We start from the raw sequence: 17,765 nt of genomic DNA on the forward strand, positions 1-17,765 counted from the left end.
CGTTCCAGCCCTTCGGTGCTCGGCGCGGCAGAGGGAAACCCAGTCTTATTTGCTTCGCGGTAAGTTTGTTTGCGGTTTTTTCTGTGCTTTTTTTTGTCGTTTGGCTATTAACCAGGCCCTTAAATTCCCTGGAGTCGTCATTCCCGTTAAGGCGGGAATCCACTTTAGCTGCTGGGCTCGTGCCTTCGCGGGAGCGGCGATATTTATGGGCCGGGTTAATAAAACAACAAACCTCTATTGTCGGAAAACTGCTGCCCGCAAAAAAGCCCCGGAATTCCGGGGCAAAAGCTTGCAGGTAGGTGCAGTTAGTAGTCGTCCATGCCGCCGGCCGGCATTGCCGGTGTGTCCTGCTTGGGCAGTTCGGCGACCATGACTTCGGTGGTCAGCATCAGGCCGGCGATCGACGCGGCGTTTTGCAGCGCGCAGCGGGTAACTTTGGTGGGGTCGAGGATACCCATCGCGATCATGTCGCCGTATTCGCCGGTGGCGGCGTTGTAGCCGTAGCTGCCTGAGCCGGCTTGGACCTGAGCCAATACCACCGAGGCTTCGTCGCCGGCGTTGGTGACGATCTGCCGTAAAGGCTCTTCGATGGCGCGGCGCAGGATGCCGATGCCGACGTTACGGTCGGCGTTGTCGCCTTTCAGTTCTTTCAAGGCGTCTTGGGCGCGGATCAAAGCCACGCCGCCGCCCGGCACGATGCCTTCCTCGACTGCGGCGCGAGTGGCGTGCAGCGCATCCTCGACGCGGGCTTTTTTCTCCTTCATTTCCACTTCGGTGGCCGCGCCGACCTTGATCACCGCGACGCCGCCGGACAATTTGGCGACGCGTTCCTGCAATTTTTCCTTGTCGTAATTCGAGGTAGTTTCCTCGATTTGCTTACGCAACTGCTCGACGCGGGCCTTGATGTCGTCGGCACCGCCGGCGCCATCGACGATGATGGTGTTTTCTTTCGAGACCTGAACCTTCTTCGCGGTACCCAGTTGCTCCAGTTCGGCTTTTTCCAGGCTGAAACCCAGTTCCTCGGTGATCACCGTGCCGCCGGTCAGAATCGCCATATCTTCCAGCATGGCTTTGCGGCGGTCGCCGAAGCCGGGCGCCTTGACCGCGCAGACTTTGAGAATGCCACGCAAGGTGTTGACCACTAAGGTCGCCAGCGCTTCGCCTTCGACATCTTCGGCGACGATCAGCAACGAGCGGCCGGCTTTGGAGACTTTTTCCAATAGCGGGATCAGGTCGCGGATGTTGGAGATTTTCTTGTCGTGCAGCAGGATGTAGGGGTTTTCCAGTTCGGCGGTCATGCCTTCCTTCTGGTTGGCGAAGTAAGGCGAAATGTAACCGCGGTCGAACTGCATGCCTTCCACCACCTCCAGCTCGTTGTGCATGCTGGAGCCTTCCTCGACGGTAATCACGCCTTCCTTGCCGACCTTGTCCATCGCGTCGGCGATGATTTGGCCGAAGGCTTCATCCGAGTTGGCGGAAATGGTGCCGACCTGGGCGATAGCCTTGCTGTCGGTGCAGGGTTTGGACAGTTTTTTCAATTCCTCGACCGCGACGCTAACGGCCTGGTCGATGCCGCGCTTGATGTCCATCGGATTGGCGCCGGCCGAGACCGATTTCAAACCTTCGCGGACGATGGCTTGCGCCAGCACGGTAGCGGTGGTGGTGCCGTCGCCGGCCACGTCGGAGGTCTTGGACGACACTTCTTTGACCATTTGCGCGCCCATGTTTTCGAACTTGCCTTTCAGCTCGATTTCCTTAGCGACAGACACGCCGTCCTTGGTCACGGTCGGCGCGCCGAAACTGCGCTCCAGCACCACGTTGCGGCCTTTTGGGCCCAAGGTTTGTTTGACGGCATCGGCCAGAACATTTACCCCCGCCAGCATGCGGTGGCGGGCTTCGTCGGCAAATAACACTTCTTTTGCAGCCATAAATGCTTTTCCTCCAAAAACACTTAAATCGGGATTTCAAAAACAATGCGCTTGGAAAATCAAGCGTCCAACAGGCCGAGGATTTCGTCCTCGCGCACCACGACATACTCGACGCCGTCGATTTTGACTTCGTTGCCGGCGTACTTGCCGATCAACACCCGGTCGCCGGCCTTGACCGCCAGCGGCCGCAGTTGGCCGTTATCCAGCGGCTTACCGGTGCCGACGGCGACGACCTCGGCGGAGATGGGTTTTTCCTTGGCGTTATCCGGAATCACGATGCCGCCGGGCGTGGTGGTCTCGCTTTCCAGACGCTTGACGACGATGCGGTCGTATAAAGGACGTATGCTCATCAGCTTATGCCTCCTTGATATTCAACGAAAAATACAAAGACTCAACGCTGCTTGCCAGCGTCGCTGGCCTGAGTATGGGCGGCCGCTTTGTTTTTCAAGTGCCATGGATAGGCGCAGCCGGAGCGGCAATATCGTCAAGTTAAGGATGGTAGGAGAGCTGGCCATGCCTGCGACCGAAGGCATTTGATCGCGGGCATGGCCAGCTCTATCGTTAACTTAACGAAATTGGCCGGAGCGGAGGGAGCGGGGTGACAAGTTTGCGGCGAACTGAAAATCCGGCCGCCGCCGGGCTTATTGCGCAGTGGCGGCGTGGATGCCGCCGTCAGGCCGTTTCTGGGCGACGGCCTGGAGCCGGGCCTGGAATTGCTCCAGCGGCAGCGGCCGGCCGAACAGAAAACCCTGGTACAAATTGCAGCCGTGAGCATTCAGAAAGCCAAGCTGCTCTTCGGTTTCGACGCCTTCGGCCAGGCTTTCGATGCCCAGATTCTCTGCCATGCCGATGATGGTTTGGATGATGACGGCGTCGTTTTGGGTGACGCCCAGGTTATGCACGAAGGAGCGGTCGATTTTTAATTGGTCGAACGGCAGTTTGGTCAGGTAATACAGCGACGAATAACCGGTACCGAAATCGTCCATCGAAAAGCGCACGCCGCTTTCGCGCAGTTGCTGCATTTTGACGATGGTGTCGTCGATGTCGTCCAGTACCAGGCTTTCGGTCAGTTCCAGTTTCAGCCGGCCGGGGCTGAGCCCGTAGCGTTCCAAGGTGCGCCGGACCTGGGCCACGAAATCGGCCTGGCGGAATTGCGGTGCGCTGACGTTGACCGCCAACTGCAAGCCGTCCAGTCCGGCCCGGCCTTCCCAGTGTTGCAGTTGGGCGCAAGCTGTTTCGACCACCCAATTGCCGATCGGCACGATCAGCCCGGTTTCCTCGGCCAGCGGGATGAATTCCGCCGGCGGCACCAGGCCGCGTTGCGGATGCCGCCATCGGATCAACACTTCGGCGCCGATGGTGCGGCCGCCTTGGTCGACTTGCGGCTGGTAATACAATACGAAACCGTTTTCCTCCAGCGCTCGGCGCAAATCGCTCTCCAGCGCGGCTTTGGCCTCCAGCGCCTGCTGCATCGCCGGGTCGTAAAATTGCATGCCGTTGCGGCCGTTGCGTTTGGCCTGGTACAGCGCGGTATCGATGCATTTCAGCAGTTCTTCCACCGTGGTGTCCGGGTCGCGAAACAAGCCGATGCCCATGCTGGCCGAGCAATGGTGTTCGTAGCCCTGCAACATATAGGGCCGGCCGATGGCCGCCAGGATTTTACCGCCGACCATTTTGGTTTGCGCCGAGGCTTGAGCCGCGTCGCCGTTCAGTCCGTTCAAAATCACGACGAACTCGTCGCCGCCCAGCCTGGCCACCGTGTCGCCTTCGCGCACGCAGGCTTCCAGGCGCCGGGCCACTTCGACCAGCAACAGATCGCCCTGGTTATGGCCCTTGGTATCGTTCAAGGCCTTGAAGTTGTCCAGGTCGATGAACAGCGCCGCGCCATGGCTGGCGGTGCGGGCGTTGGTGACGACGGCCTGGTGCAGGCGGTCGTACAGCAGACGGCGGTTGGGCAGCCCGGTCAGCGGATCGTAGAACGCCAGGCGTTCGATTTCGGCTTCGGCTTGTTTCTGGGCGCGGGAGCGGCTGAAGTTGTCCAACGCGATATCGATGTCGGTCGCCATCTCCAACAACAGGTCGCGGGCGTCGCTGTCGAATGCGTTGACTTCGTCGGCATACAACACGAATACGCCGACCACCGTGCCGGCTTGGTGCAACGGCAGCGCGGCCGCGGCTTGCCAGCCGGCCCGCAGCGCCTGCGGCCGCCACGGCAGCGTCAACGGATCGTTTTGAAAATCCTGGCACCAATAGGGCCGTTGCTCGCGCAGCGCGACGCTGGTCGGGCTGCGGCTGAAGTCGCTGGCGGCGGTCAGCGCCATGTCTATGCTTGGCAATTCTTCGGCGCCTTCGCCGAAACTGGCGCACGGGCGCAGCGTATCTCCGTCGGCGGCCAGCAGGCCGACCCAGGCCATTTTCATGCCGCCGAACTCGACCGCGGCCTGGCACACCCGCAGAAACAGGTCGGCTTCGCCGCTGGACTGGACGATGGCTTTGTTGCACCGGCTCAACGCGGCATAGAGTTGCATATGACGTTGGATTTTAGCTTGCGCGGCCCGGCGCTCGCTGATGTCGCGGGCGATGCCCAACACGCCGATCAAATTGCCGTTGGCGTCGCGCACCGGCGTTTTCAGCGTTTCGAACACACCGCGGTAGCCGTTGTCGGCGAACTCCAGCCATTCCTCGTTGGCGCAAACCTTGCCGGCCTGTACCGCTTTCAAGTCGTTTTGCCTGAAAAAATCGGCCAGCTCGGCGGAGACGAAATCGCGGTCGGTTTTGCCGACGATCTCGGCCTCGGAGGCACCGTATAGGCGCTCGAGTTGCAGGTTGCAAGCCAGGTAGACGCCGTTCGGGTCCTTCAGCCAGACCAGATCGGGAATGGTATCCAGCAGCGTTTGCAATTGGGTGTGGGCGGAAATGTAATCGTTCAGCGTGGTTCTGAGTTTTTGTTCGCTGAGGCGCAATTGGCTGCTGCGTTCCGCCACGGCGTCTTCCAGCCGGTTGCGCAGGCGTTCGATTTCCAGATGGGTCCGCACCCGCGCCAGCAGCTCTTCGCGTTGGTAGGGTTTGGATACGTAGTCCACCGCGCCCAATTGGAAGCCCTGCACTTTTTCTTCGGTATCCGACAGCGTGCTGACGAAGATGACCGGCACCTGGCGCGTGGCCGGGTGCGCTTTCAACCGGCGGCAGACTTCGAAGCCGTCGATGCCGGGCATCATGATGTCCAGCAGCACCAGGTCCGGCGGGTTGTCGAACGCCGATTCCAGTGCCAATTCGCCGTCGATGGCGGAACGCACCTCGTAATCCTCGGCCCTGAGCAGTTCGGACAGCAGCTTCAGCGATGCCGGCGTGTCGTCGACGACGAGAATTTTAGGTTTGCTGCAGGTCATGTCGAATCGCCTCGGTTGGCTCGCAACGCTTTCAGTATCGCCGGATAGTTGTAGTTGTCGGCCAGCACAGCCAGTGCCGCCGCGAGTTGGTTATCATAAGCCTTAATCCGGCCGATGGCATCGGCAATGCGCTCGCTTTCCAGGCTTTTCAACGCGAGTTCCAGCTCGCGGCGCAGCGCCGGCGCCAGCGCGGCCAAGCTATCCGCCGCCAGGGTCGGCATTGCCGCGGCCGGTGCGTCGGAATACAGGTAACGTACCCCCAATTGCCGGGCCAGGCAATCGTAGATTTCCGCCGGGCGGTAGGGTTTGCCGATAAATTCGTTCATGCCGGCCGCCAGGATTTCGTCGCGCTGTTCGGCAAACGCGGAAGCTGAGACGCCGATGATTTTTACCGCGTCGCCGCCCGGTAAGGCGCGGATGGTTTGTGCGGCTTGCAGGCCGTCCATTACCGGCATTTGCCGGTCCATCCAGATCAAATGCGGCTGCCAGCTTTGGAACAGTGCGACGCCGTCCCGGCCGTTTTCGGCCAATTGAATCCGGAAACCGACCGTTTCCAGCAGCCAGGACAGCAGCAATTGATTGTCGATTTGGTCTTCCACGATCAGAATCCGGTATTCCGGTTGGCCCGGCGCCAACGCCAACACTTCGCGTTCCGCCGCTGCCGCTTGCGGAGTCGAGCCGGCCGCCGTTTCCGCCACCCGCAACGGCAGTTCGATCCGGAACAGCGAGCCCTTGCCCACCGAGCTTTCCAAACCGATACTGCCGTTCATCAATTGCACGAATTGGCGGGTAATGCTCAGGCCCAGGCCGGTACCCTTGCCGTCGGCATCCTGGCCGATTTGGACGAAGGGTTCGAAGATGCGTTGCCGGTCGGTTTCGGCGATGCCGGGGCCGGTGTCTTCGACTTCTATCAGCAGATGCGAGGTGGCGTTGTGTTTGCAGCGCACGCGTACCGTGACGCCGCCGGCGCCGGTGAATTTCAGCGCGTTGCCGACCAGGTTGATCAGCACTTGCCGCAAACGGTCGCGGTCGCCGACGATGAAGCGCGGGTAAGCGGATTCCGGGTCGAGCGCCAGCTTAAGCCCTTTTTCGGCGGCGCGCGCCTGCATCATGTTCAGCACGTCGCCGACCATCTCCTGCAGATCGAACGCCGTGTCCGCCAACTGCACCCGGCCGGATTCGATTTTGGCCATTTCCAGCACCTGGTTGATCAGATTCAACAGGTGTTCGCCGCTGCGGTTGATGATATCCAGGTTGCGGCGGTCGGCCTCCGCCAGTTGCGGGCTTTTGCGCATCAGGCTGGAGAAACCCAGGATCGCGTTCAACGGGGTGCGCAGCTCGTGGCTCATGTTGGCCAGGAATACGCTCTTGGCCTTATTGGCCGTTTCCGCCGCGTCGCGCGCCAATCGCAATTCTTCGGTGCGGCGCTGGACGGTGTCTTCCAGCCGGTCGCGGTAATGCTGTAATTCTTCCTCGGCCTGCTTGCGTTGGCTGATATCGCGGCAGATCGTCAAGTTATAGATTTTGCCGCCGAATTCGAAATAGTTGGCGGTGATTTCCACCGGAAACACCCGGCCGTGGCGGGTGCAATGCGTGGTTTCGAACTGGATTTGCCGGCGTTCCAGCAATTGCGGCCAGAATTCGGACCATTTTTCCGGAGACCAGTTCGGATCGATGTCGTATACGCTCATGCCGCCGGTCAACTCGGCGCGGCTGTAGCCCAGGGTATGGGCGCCGCTCTGGTTGACGTATAAAAACCGCGGGTCGTTTTCGCCCATCAGCACGATGGTTTCCCGCACCTTGTCCAGCGCGAAGCTCAACAATTGCAAACGCTGTTGGGTTTGTTTGCGTTCGGACAAGTCGTAGAACAGGCCGAGGAAGCCGCCGATCCGGCCGTCCTCGTCGCGCAAAGCGGTTACCGACAAGTTTACCGGTAACCGGCTGCCGTCCTTGCGAATGAAGGACCATTCGCGCTGTTCGGCCTGGTTGCGCTGCGCCCGTGCCGTGAATACGCCGAAGCCCGGCGCTATGGTTTCGCCGAACTCCGCCGACAGTTTCCGGGCATACAGCGCGATTTCTTCGGCGTCGTGCCACAACGCCGGCGTCTGCCGGCCGACCACATCCGCGGCGGCATAACCCAGCAAGCGTTCCGCGGCCGGGTTGAAACTGGTGACGACGCCGTCGCGGCTGGTCGAGACGATGCCGTGGGCGGCGTTGTCCAGTATCGTGCGTTGAAACAGGCTGAGCCGGTGCAGGGTATCGTCGCGTTGCTGAACCGCAGCCATCATCGCGTTGAAATTGCGGCCAAGCTGTGCCAGTTCGTCGTTGCCTTCGGCCGGTACCCGGTGCCGGTAATCGGCCTCGGCTCGTACCCGTTCGGTGGCTTCGGTCAACGCTGCGATCGGTTTGGTGATGGTGCGCCGCAACACCAACAGTTGGCTCCAGGTCGCGCCCATCAGGATCAGCACGCCGGCAGCGAACAGCCACAAAAATTGTTGCGTCTGCCGCTGCAATTGCTCCAGGCTCATGCTCAGGCGGAGGTGGGCCCCGCGAGGCAGGGTTTGCAGCCAGTCGGCATGGGCTGCGGCTAAATAGATGCCGTCGTTTGCGGAGTAACCTTCGGCGAACTCGGCCTGCGGCTGCTCGCCGACGCGGGCCAACAGCCGGCCGTCGCTAAGCACGATGTCGGCTGCCAACAGTTGCGGATTGCCTTGTAGCGTATCGAGAATTTCCTGGGCGCGTTGGCCGTCTTCGAACGCTACTGCCGTGTCGGTGCCGACCGCGATCAACTGCGCGTAGGGTTCCATGAACTGGCGTACCCGCTGTTCCAGCGTCAGGTTTTGGTAAACCAGCAAGCCGCCGCCCATCAAGACGAAGGTCAAGACTGCCGATCCCCACAGTATCAGAGACAGCCGGCGGTGGATGGTCAGGCGCATCGGCATCGCTTATCTCAGCCGGCGCAAAGCGCCGTTGAACAGGACGCCGGAGGACACCTCCAGCATCTTGGTTTGTATGGTCAGCGAAACCGCCCGAGCCTGGTCCAGATTAATGTTCATGCCCACCCGCTCGTCGACGATGAAGCCTATGACGCCGCCTTCGGTCAGAAATTCCGGCGCGTCGCCGACGGTCAGCACCGGCTTGTTGCGCAGTTCGGCCAGCGCCTGCCGCCGTTGCGAAGCCTCGGTGTAGCCGATATAGACCAATTGGCACAGCGGCAATTCGGCCAGCCGTTCCGCGCGAACGATGCGAAAGCCGCGGCCCTGTTCGCTGCGGCCGCGCAGCGTGTCGTCCAGGATCTCGCCGAACGGGTCGGGGCCGAGGATGCCGATGCACCAGGGCGAGCCGTTGTCCGGCAGCGCCTGGCTGGGCCAGCCGACGTAATGGGCGAAATTGCGCAAAAAGGCGGCTTTAACCCGGTAAGGGTTTTCCTGCGCGGAGGCCGAATCCGGCGTCAACGCGAACAACAGCAACGCCAGCAGCCGTAACGCCAGGCGCCGGCTATCGCGGTGCAGGCCGGCGCCGATTGGCGGAAATTGGATGCCGTGTCGCATGGCCGGGCCGCCGTCAGTATTTGACCGAAAAGTTGAGCATCAACTCTTGCGGCCGGCCGCGGCTGCTTTGCGACGGCCGGTAGTGTTCGTCGAGCAGATTCTTGCCGATCAAGTCGAGGCTGATGCTGTGGCCGCCCTCTTGCCAGGTGTAACCGACCAGCGCATTGACCAGCGCATAAGTTTGGTAGGCCGAAGCCGGCGTGTCGGATAACAGGGTTTGGCCGAACACCAAATTGACGCCGCCGCCGATATGCAGCCCGCGCAGCGGGCCGGCGTCGAAATCGTAGCGGGTCCACAGGTTGGCCAGATGCGGCGCGCTCATTTGCAACGGCGCGTTGTGAAAGCGCAGCGCGTTCTTATAATAGGCGCGGCCGGTGGCGTCCAGCGTATTCGGATCCTGGGCCAGGATCGCGGCGTCGTTGCCGGTGAATTCGGTAATTTTGGCGTCCATGAAGCTGTAGGACAGGTACATCTGCCAGTTGTCGGCCAGCCGGGCCGTGGCGTCCCATTCGATGCCGCGCGAGCGTTGTTTGCCGGTGGGGACGCCGTAGATGGTGGTGATGCCGAAGGCGTCGGTCACAGCCAGGTCGTTGACAATGTTCTTGTTTTCGATGTCGAAGAAGGTCAGCGTACTGGACAGGCGGCCGTCGAACAGTTCGGCTTTCAGGCCGATGTCGACGCCGCGGCCCTCGCTCGGTTCGGGGATGCTGCGGCTGCCGTCCAGGTTGTTGACCAAAAACGTGGCGGGGACGAAGGATTCGGCATAGGTGGCGAAGGCCGTCCATTCCGGCGTGATTTTGTAGAGCAGGCCGTATTGGGGCGTGACCCGGCTGACGCTGGTTTGCGGCTGGGCGACGTTGGTCAGGCCGTCGGCGACCTGGCTGGTCGTGTTCGTCCAGCGGGCGCCCGCCAGGGCCAGCAGCCGGTCGCCGAACAGGCCCAGGGTGGTGCCGCCGTACACCGATTTGTCGACGGCGCCGACGTCCTGGTTGAAGCGGCCGGCGGTCAGCGCGGATAGCGGTATCGCGGCATTGCGGTTCCAGGTCGCCGGGTTGCCCAAGTCCCACAGCGGCAGCGGCGAACCGATCGGGTTGTTGCCCAAGGCCGGATCGTTCGGCGCCTGGCCGGCGTCGCGGTGGAAATTGCGGTCGACGTACTGGCCGCCGAATAACAAACGCAGGCTGGCGAAACCCAGGTCGTATTTGCCGACGCCCTGAATTTCGACGGTGTCGTCGCGGTTGGTGTAGTTCTGCAACCGTACGCGCCGGCCTTGCAACAGCGTGGCGTTGTCGGGCATGCCGAGGTTGCCGCTGAACAAGGCCTCGATATCGTATTCCAGATGCGAATAGCCGGCGCGCAGATGCCAGTGCTCGTTGGCTTTGAAGTCGAGCCAACTGCTGAAATTGTTGGTTTTGCTGTGGCGGAAGTCGCTGTAGGCCATGCTGTTCCAGGTGTCCGCCAGCCCCGGTACGTCGACGCCGGACAAGTTGGGGTCGGCGGCACTGGGAATTAATCCGGCCCAAGTGTTGTAGCCTGGCTTTTGCATCAATTGCGGTTCTTCGATCTTTTCGAAGTGTTCGAATTTCAACGAGACGCTGAGCCGGTCGCTGGGTTGCCACAGCAGCGACGGCGAGATATTCCAGGAATGGGCGTCGTAAGCGTCCCAGTAATGCATGTCCTGGTCGTAGGACGCCGCCATGCGGTAGGCCAGCGTGTCCGAGGCCGGGCCGGTGACGTCGGCGTCGAAGCGGTATTCGCCGTAGGAGCCGTAGCGGGCGTCGGCGCTGGCGGCAAACCGGCGTTGCGGTTGTTTGGTGATGACGTTGACGATGCCGCCCGGCGCGACCTGGCCGTACAAAAACGAGGCCGGGCCTTTGACCACTTCGACTCGCGAGATATTGGTGAAATCGAAAATCGACGGGCCGTGTACGCCGTCGCGCAGGATCTGGATATTGCCGCCGGCCAGCGAGCCCACGGTAAAGCCGCGGATCGCCAGATTGGCATTGCCTTCGTTGAAGTCGTTGCTGCGGTAGGTCACGCCGGGCGAGTAGCGGGCGATGTCGAAAATATCGCGCGGCTTTTGGTCGGCAATGAACGATTCGGTAAAGGCTTGCACGGCAAACGGCAAGTCGCGGATCGGTGTATCGAAACGGGAGCCGGATACCGAATTGGAGGCGCGATAGCCGCGGTCGAGATGGCTGGAGACTTCGAACGGCGATACTTTGACGCCGACCAGTTCGTCGATGTCCATGTCGGCGACCGCTTTGCTTTGGCTGGCGGCATCCGCTATGCCGCCGGTTTCGGCCGCCGCCGCGACAGCCTTGGCGCCCAGCGCCAAACCGGCCGCGACCGCGGCTAGTCCGCCGAATTCCGGCCAACGTCGTTTCATCATCGGGCCTCCCGAACACGATTTATCTGGATTGCCGTCCACTTTGGCCGAGAATGGCTTACGCCCCTAGCCCGCGCTAGCGGGCCGGTTACTGGAAAATATTAGCACGCACCCGGCGGTGCGAATTGCCGCTAACGCATCACAGCATATATTGGCGCCACAGCCGTTCGACTTCGCGGCGCAATTCGGCAAACTCGGCGCCGTCCGCCGTGGCGCTGAGCCCCTGCAACACCTGGTGGTGGCCGAAATCGCGGTAGGCGCAGTAGGCCTGTTTCAGCAGTGCGGCGTCGGCGGCCGGCATCAAACCGTGCTGCTGCAAGCCTGCCAACAGGCGCACGTTGTCGGTGTAGGTGGCCAAGTCGGGGTAGCGGGCGCTGCCGGCTAGAACCGAGTATTGGACGATGAACTCGATATCGGCAATGCCGCCGGCGCTGTGTTTCAGGTCGAATACCGCCGGGTCTTTCGGCGCCAGGTTGTCGCGCATTTTTTCGCGCATTTCCCTTACTTGGGTTTTTAACTCCGCCGGGTCGCGCGGCAGGGCCAGGATGCGGGCGCGAATGGCTTCGTAGTCGGTTTGCAGTCGCGGGTCGCCGGCGACGAAGCGGCCGCGCACCAGGGCCTGGTGTTCCCAGGTCCAGGCTTCGTCGCGCAGATAGGCTTCGTAATGGCCGATATGGGTGACCAGCAAGCCGGAGTCGCCGTTCGGCCGCAGCCGCAGGTCGGCTTCGTACAAGATGCCGGACAACATCTTGGTATCGAGGATGTGGCGGATTTTTTGGCCCAGCCGTAAATAAAACTGAGCGCTGCCGATCGGCTTTTCGCCGTCGGTGGCGGCGTTGTCGTCCGCGCTGCCGTACAAAAACACCAAGTCCAGATCGGAGCCGTAGCCGAGTTCGATGCCGCCGAATTTGCCGAATGCGACGATGGCGAAAGCGGCCGGACCGGGGCCGGTACCCGGCGGGCAGCCGTGCTTGGCGGCCAGCATCCGCCAGGCCCGATCCAGCACCTGTTCCAGAATTGCTTCGGCGATCCAGGTCAGGTAATCGCTGACGATCATGACCGGAATCGCGCCCATGATGTCGGCGGCGGCGACCCGCAACACGTTCAGGTGTTTGAATTGGCGCAGCGCAATCATCAATTGCTCGCCGTCCTGTTCGTCGACTTTATTCAGCGCCCGCTGCAAGTCGTCGCGCAAGGCTTGCTTCTGCAACGGTTCGTACAGCGAGCGGGTGTCCAGCAGTTCGTCGAACAAGATCGGGTATTGCGCCAGATATTCGCAAATCCACGGGCTGGCCGCGGCCAGCGTGATCAGTTGTTGCAAGGCATCCGGGTTTTCCGCCAGCAAGGCCAGATAGACGTTGCGGCCGGATACGGCCTCGAACAGTTGCAGAATCCGCAGCAAAGTGGTGTCGGCTTGCTCGGTGCCGGCAACCTGCTCGATCAGTTTCGGCATCAGCCGGTCCAGCACGCCGGCGCCTTTGGCGGTCATGCGTTTTACCGCGTGGGACTCCTTGAAATCGGCGATGGCTTTTTGCATGGCCAAAGGATCGGCGAAACCGTAATCGGCCAGCGCCTCCAGCGCCTGTTCGTCGTCGGCCCCGGCGGTCCAGACCAGGCGGGCGCTTTGCCGCTTGTTGTCCTGGTCGCTGAGCGAGAACACCTGCTCGAAAATTTCGTGGACCGAGGCGCGCACCCGGTCCAGCTCCCGCTTGAACTCATCCCAGTCGGCGAAATCCAGCGAATAGGCCAGCAGCAACTGCGCCCGCGGCTCGCTGGGCAAATCGTGGGTTTGTTTATCTTGGTATTGCTGGATGTGGTTTTCCACCCGGCGCAGAAAGCGGTAGCCGAATTTCAGCGTGGCGACGTCGTCGTCGTGCATCAATTGCAACTCGCGCAGCACGTCCAATACGGTCTGGATTTCGCGTTGCTGCAGCGCAACGTCTTGGCCGCCGCGGATCAGTTGGAAGGCTTGGCCGATGAATTCCACTTCGCGGATGCCGCCGGGACCGAGCTTGACGTTTTCCATCCGGTCTTTGCGCCGCAGTTCCTGCGTGATCTGGAATTTGAGCGAGCGCAATTCCTCGAAGGCGCCGTAATCCAGATAACGCCGGTAAACGAAGGGCTTGATCATCGCCGCCAGTTGTTTGCCGCTGGCAAAATCGCCGGCCACTTGCCGGGCTTTGATCATCGCGTAACGTTCCCATTCACGGGCCTGGGTCAGGTAATACTGTTCCATGCCGTCGAAGTTCATGATCAGCGGGCCGCTATCGCCGAACGGCCGCAGCCGAACGTCGGTGCGGAACACAAAGCCGTCCACGGTGATTTCGTCCAGCATTTTCACCAGCGAGCGGCACAGGCGGGTGAAGAATTCTTCGTAGCTGATTTCTTTTTTGCCATTCAGCACGCCGTCCTCGGCGTAGGCGAAAATCAGGTCGATGTCTGACGAGTAGTTCAGCTCCCAGGCGCCGAGCTTGCCCATGCCGAGCACGACGATACTGAACGGGGTGCCGTCGGCCAGCGTCGGCGTGCCCCAGCGTTGGCAGGCCTGGTGGTATAAAAAATCCAACGCGGTCTGGATGCAGGTTTCGGCCAGTGCGGTCAGGTCGGCCAGGGTTTCGTCCAGGTCCGACCAACCGGCCAGATCGCGCCAGGCGATTCTGACCATTTCCCGCCGCCGAAACAGGCGCAGTTCCCGGGCCAGCGCCGGTTCGGCATCGGCCGTAGCGGTGGCCGATGCCAGCGCGGCAGCGTAGTCCTGGCGCCGCAGCGGGGCGAACAGATCGCCGGAGCTGACCAGCTCCGGCAGCAGGCCGGGATGGCGCAGCCAATTGTCGCCGATGAATTGGCTGCAGGCGCAAACCTTCAACGCCGAGGCGCGGAAGCGGTCGTCGCCGAGTGCGGCCAGATGCTCCGGAGCCGAGGCCTCGGCCAGTCTGGCGCAAAAATCGCCGGCCCAGGCTTGCAATGCATCGGGTAAATGCGCCGAATGCTGCGACAACGAATCGAAAAGCGTCATAGGCCGGTTCCTGTAGTTGTAAACGGAAGGGCATGATACCTAAACTGCCGGGGTCTGAATAACAATATCCACACTATGATTAAGGCATGCTGCCGCAGCGTTTTCCCGCCATACTGGCATTACCGGTTTACCTCCGGATACAGTCGGCCCACAGGAGGCTTTTCATATGAAGAACATTTACCCGATACTCGTTCTGTTGGCGCTTGCCGCGGCCTGCTCGGCGCCGGAGCAACGCCGCCAGCAAAGCTCGGCCGGTTGGAGGGAAACCGGAACGCCGGCTCTACATGCGGTCCGCGACGGCAAATTGCGCGAACTGATGGACAGAATGGACAGCCTGATGCAGGAACGGTTTATGACGGAGACGCAAATCGACATGCAGCGGCGCAAGTACGCGCGGCAGATTGCCGAGACCGCGCAAAGCCTGGCGGCAAACGTCGATGCGATCACCGCCAGCTTGCCCGGCCTGAACCTGACCGCCGACGAGCAAGTCGCGTTTCGGGCGTTGGCGGCAAAGCTGCGCAGCGAAATGGACTTGTTGCAGCGCCAGGCCGAATCAAACCTTATCGATCAAATCAACGATAACCTGCATGAAATCAACACTACCTGTACCTCGTGCCACGCCTTGTTCCGCAAATTGGGAGATTAGCGTGGCCGCGAGGTGTAACTTTTTTTTGAAATGGCTGGGGCTGGTTGCCATTTGCGCGCTGCTGCCCGCTCCGGCTGCAGCGGACGACGACATCAAGGCCATATTGGGCGCGATGAGCCGGCAGATCGAGGAATTGAAACAGCAGGTGGCGCATTCCAATCAGCGCATTGGCCAGTTGGAGCAGGAATTGAAGCTCTATCGCAGCGAGCAGCCATCGCCGCAAGCCAATTTGGCAGGGGCCGCGGGCGGTCAGCCAGTACCGGTGCCGGCCGCAGCAGCCAATGCCGGCAATTCCAAGGAAAAAGCGGTGGTAACGGTTGGCGATACCAAAGGCACCTTCAAAATACCGGGGACCGAGACTTCGATAGGTCTGGGCGGTTTTGTCAAAACGGACGTGCTGTTTAGCAGCGTCAGCGCCGGTCGCGACCGTTTGGGAGACCAGCAATTGGCCATGGCGCAGATTCCGGTCGGCGCCGCCGGCGAACGTAGTCAGATTGCATTTCACGCCAAGGAAAGCCGCTTGTGGTTCAAGTCGTTTACGCCGAGCGCCTGGGGCGACGTCAACACCTTCATCGAATTCGATTTCTACGGCGATCCGGCCACCTACACCTATACGCCGCGCTTGCGCCATGCCTACGGTTCGTTCGGCCATCTGCTGGCCGGACAAACTTGGACCACGTTTTTGAATGCGTCGGCCTTGCCCGACAATCTGGATGTGGGCGGCTCGGCCGGCGCCTTGGCCAGCCTGCGCCAGCCGCTGGTGCGCTGGACCGAGCCGTTCACTTGGCTGGATACGCCGATGGAATGGCTGCTGGCGCTGGAGGCGCCGCGCAGTCGGCTGTGGGTGGATAACCATTTGGAGACCGGCACGGCAAATCGGGCGGCGGCTGGCGATCCGAATCTGGATGCCGGCTATTGGACTACTCCGAACGCGGATCGCTACCCGGACTTGGCGGCCCGGCTGAATTTGAATCCGGAATGGGGCAACGTGTCGCTGGCCGCATTGGGCCGGCAGTTGCGTTATACCAATAGCAGCAACGGCTATCGCCAGGACGCTTGGGGCGGCGGCGTCAATGTGTCCGGCAGGATCAATACCGTCGGCCTGGATAACATCCGCTTCATGGCTCACTACGGCAAGGGCGACGCCCGTTACGTGTCCACGACCAACACGTTCGCCGATGCGGCGTTGGATAGCCACGGCGCGATAGAGTTGTCAGAGAGCTACGGCGCTATGCTGGCCTACCAGCATTGGTGGGACAAACAATGGCGTTCCAGCGTCACCTACGGCTTTGCCCAAACCGACTATCCGCACTACGCCAATCCGGTATTGACCCGGCAGGTGCAATCGCTGCACGCCAATTTGCTATGGAGCCCGGTCAGCCAGGCCATGCTGGGCGTGGAATACACTTATGCGGACAGGGAGCTGATCGACGGCCGCGATGGCATGCTGCAACGGGTGCAGTTTTCGGCGAAATATAGTTTTTAATCGATTGAGTAATTTATTGCCTACGAGCGATAGGGAGAGCTAACAGGTTGGTGAAAAACCATATTCCAGCCACTAACAGGCTGGTGAAAAACCCACTGATATTTCCCCTTACCCACGGTTGCCGTGATTTTTTCGTGTTGAAATCGGTCATGACATCGAGTTTCAAGCGTTTTGCCCCTGTTTCAAGGGCTTTTTATTCGCCTGAAGCCGTCTGTGGACGGTTTTCAGGCGTACTTCACCCTAGGTGGGCGCACTCCACGCCGGTTTCGGCGTGAACACCAATAGGTTGAGCAAGCGCGTCAGGTTGTAGGCGGCGAAGCAAAACAAGGCTTGGCCAGCGACTTTGGCTAAGCCGATGTGACGGGTTTTGCGCAGGCCGCCGACCGTTTTGACCCAGCCAAAGGCTTCTTCGACGATTTTGCGGCGCTTGAGGCTTTGGGCGTAACCTTTGCCGCGCGCGGTGCGGCCATCGACGGCACTGCCGGTCTTTTTCCGGGCCACATGGGCTTTGATGTCTTGCGCCTTGAGTCCGTTGACGAAAGCCGGTTGGTCATAGCCTTTGTCGGCACCGACGCTACCGCCTTTGGGCACACGGCGTTTGATCATTGTTTGCGCGGCTTCGATTTCGGCGGTGCCGGTGGCTTGGGTGGTTTCGACATCGACAATCAGGCCGTTGCGATTCTCGGACAAGGCATGGGTGATGTAACGCAGTTTGGCCTCGGTGTATTCGCCTTTCTTGTAGAGCCGCGCTTCCGGGTCTGTCGTGCTTTGGTGGGTGGCGTTGCTGCGCTTTTCGCCGCTGAAGTCGACCTCGGGATTGCGGCCGGCGGGTTTGTCCGGGCCGCTGCCGTCTTTCTTAACGAAGCTTTTGTGCGAGGCCCAGGCTTCAATGAGGCTGCCGTCGACACTGAAGTGTTCGTCGGACACCAGGTTTTGCCATTCGGCTATGGCCAGTACCCGCTCAAAAAATTCGCGACTCAGCGCTTCGGACAGCAGCCGTTCGCGGTTGGCGCTGAACACGCTGCGTTCCCAGACAGCATCGTCGATGCCCAGACCGACAAACCAGCGAAACAGCAGGTTGTAGTCCAGCTGTTCCATCAACTGGCGTTCGCTACGAACGGTGTACAGCACTTGCAACAGCAAGGCGCGCAGCAGTTTTTCGGGCGCAATCGACGGGCGGCCAGTGTGCGAGTAACGCTCGGCAAAGACGGCATTCATAGAGGTCAATACGCCATCGACGAGTAGACGTAAACGACGCAACGGATGCTGTTTGGGAATACGTTCTTCCAGGCTAACGTAGCTGAACCAGCTACTTTGAATGGCATCGTGTCCGCGCATTGAAAGGCTCCAAATTTAGGTA

The 17,765-nt window shown here is 60.9% G+C and carries 10 protein-coding genes; 2 read left to right on the forward strand and 8 right to left on the reverse strand.

The window, feature by feature from the left end; translation table 11 throughout:
* Nucleotides 1–305: 305 nt before the first annotated feature.
* The 7 genes from groL to glnE form a co-directional block, all read right to left on the reverse strand.
* Nucleotides 306–1,928 carry a chaperonin GroEL gene (gene groL / locus VXJ35_RS03395; protein ID WP_064020489.1) on the reverse strand — a complete coding sequence of 541 codons (1,623 nt, stop codon included), beginning with the start codon at nucleotides 1,926–1,928 and terminating at the stop codon, nucleotides 306–308.
* Between the two features lie 59 nt (nucleotides 1,929–1,987).
* The gene (gene groES / locus VXJ35_RS03400; protein WP_064020490.1) at nucleotides 1,988–2,278 is read right to left on the reverse strand and encodes a co-chaperone GroES; all 291 of its coding nucleotides are present in this window, start codon (nucleotides 2,276–2,278) and stop codon (nucleotides 1,988–1,990) included.
* A 291-nt stretch (nucleotides 2,279–2,569) separates the two neighbouring features.
* Complete coding sequence (locus VXJ35_RS03405; RefSeq protein WP_064020491.1) at nucleotides 2,570–5,317, reverse strand: EAL domain-containing protein; 2,748 nt, start codon at nucleotides 5,315–5,317, stop codon at nucleotides 2,570–2,572.
* Nucleotides 5,314–8,253: a PAS domain S-box protein gene (locus tag VXJ35_RS03410; RefSeq protein WP_231914839.1), complete on the reverse strand. Its 2,940-nt coding sequence runs from the start codon at nucleotides 8,251–8,253 to the stop codon at nucleotides 5,314–5,316. The genes VXJ35_RS03405 and VXJ35_RS03410 overlap by 4 nt, the downstream gene beginning before the upstream one ends.
* A 9-nt stretch (nucleotides 8,254–8,262) precedes the next feature.
* Complete coding sequence (locus tag VXJ35_RS03415) at nucleotides 8,263–8,868, reverse strand: YfiR family protein (protein WP_064020493.1); 606 nt, start codon at nucleotides 8,866–8,868, stop codon at nucleotides 8,263–8,265.
* A gap of 13 nt (nucleotides 8,869–8,881) precedes the next feature.
* A complete protein-coding gene (locus VXJ35_RS03420; protein ID WP_231914840.1) occupies nucleotides 8,882–11,260 on the reverse strand; it encodes a TonB-dependent siderophore receptor in 2,379 nt (792 codons plus the stop codon).
* 136 nt (nucleotides 11,261–11,396) lie between these two features.
* A complete protein-coding gene (gene glnE, locus VXJ35_RS03425) occupies nucleotides 11,397–14,273 on the reverse strand; it encodes a bifunctional [glutamate--ammonia ligase]-adenylyl-L-tyrosine phosphorylase/[glutamate--ammonia-ligase] adenylyltransferase (protein WP_064020495.1) in 2,877 nt (958 codons plus the stop codon).
* 166 nt (nucleotides 14,274–14,439) lie between these two features.
* Between glnE and VXJ35_RS03430 the strand changes: the two genes are divergently transcribed.
* Together VXJ35_RS03430 and VXJ35_RS03435 are read left to right on the forward strand one after the other, a co-directional pair.
* The gene (locus tag VXJ35_RS03430) at nucleotides 14,440–14,919 is read left to right on the forward strand and encodes a cytochrome c (protein ID WP_054760186.1); all 480 of its coding nucleotides are present in this window, start codon (nucleotides 14,440–14,442) and stop codon (nucleotides 14,917–14,919) included.
* A gap of 1 nt (nucleotide 14,920) precedes the next feature.
* A complete protein-coding gene (locus VXJ35_RS03435; RefSeq protein WP_408953925.1) occupies nucleotides 14,921–16,405 on the forward strand; it encodes a DcaP family trimeric outer membrane transporter in 1,485 nt (494 codons plus the stop codon).
* 240 nt (nucleotides 16,406–16,645) lie between these two features.
* Here VXJ35_RS03435 and VXJ35_RS03440 read toward each other — a convergent pair whose 3' ends face one another.
* Nucleotides 16,646–17,743 carry an IS5 family transposase gene (locus VXJ35_RS03440; protein WP_064019980.1) on the reverse strand — a complete coding sequence of 366 codons (1,098 nt, stop codon included), beginning with the start codon at nucleotides 17,741–17,743 and terminating at the stop codon, nucleotides 16,646–16,648.
* Nucleotides 17,744–17,765: the final 22 nt, after the last annotated feature.

Source organism: Methylomonas sp. DH-1, assembly GCF_046097555.1.
GTDB classification, from domain to species: Bacteria; Pseudomonadota; Gammaproteobacteria; order Methylococcales; family Methylomonadaceae; genus Methylomonas; species Methylomonas koyamae.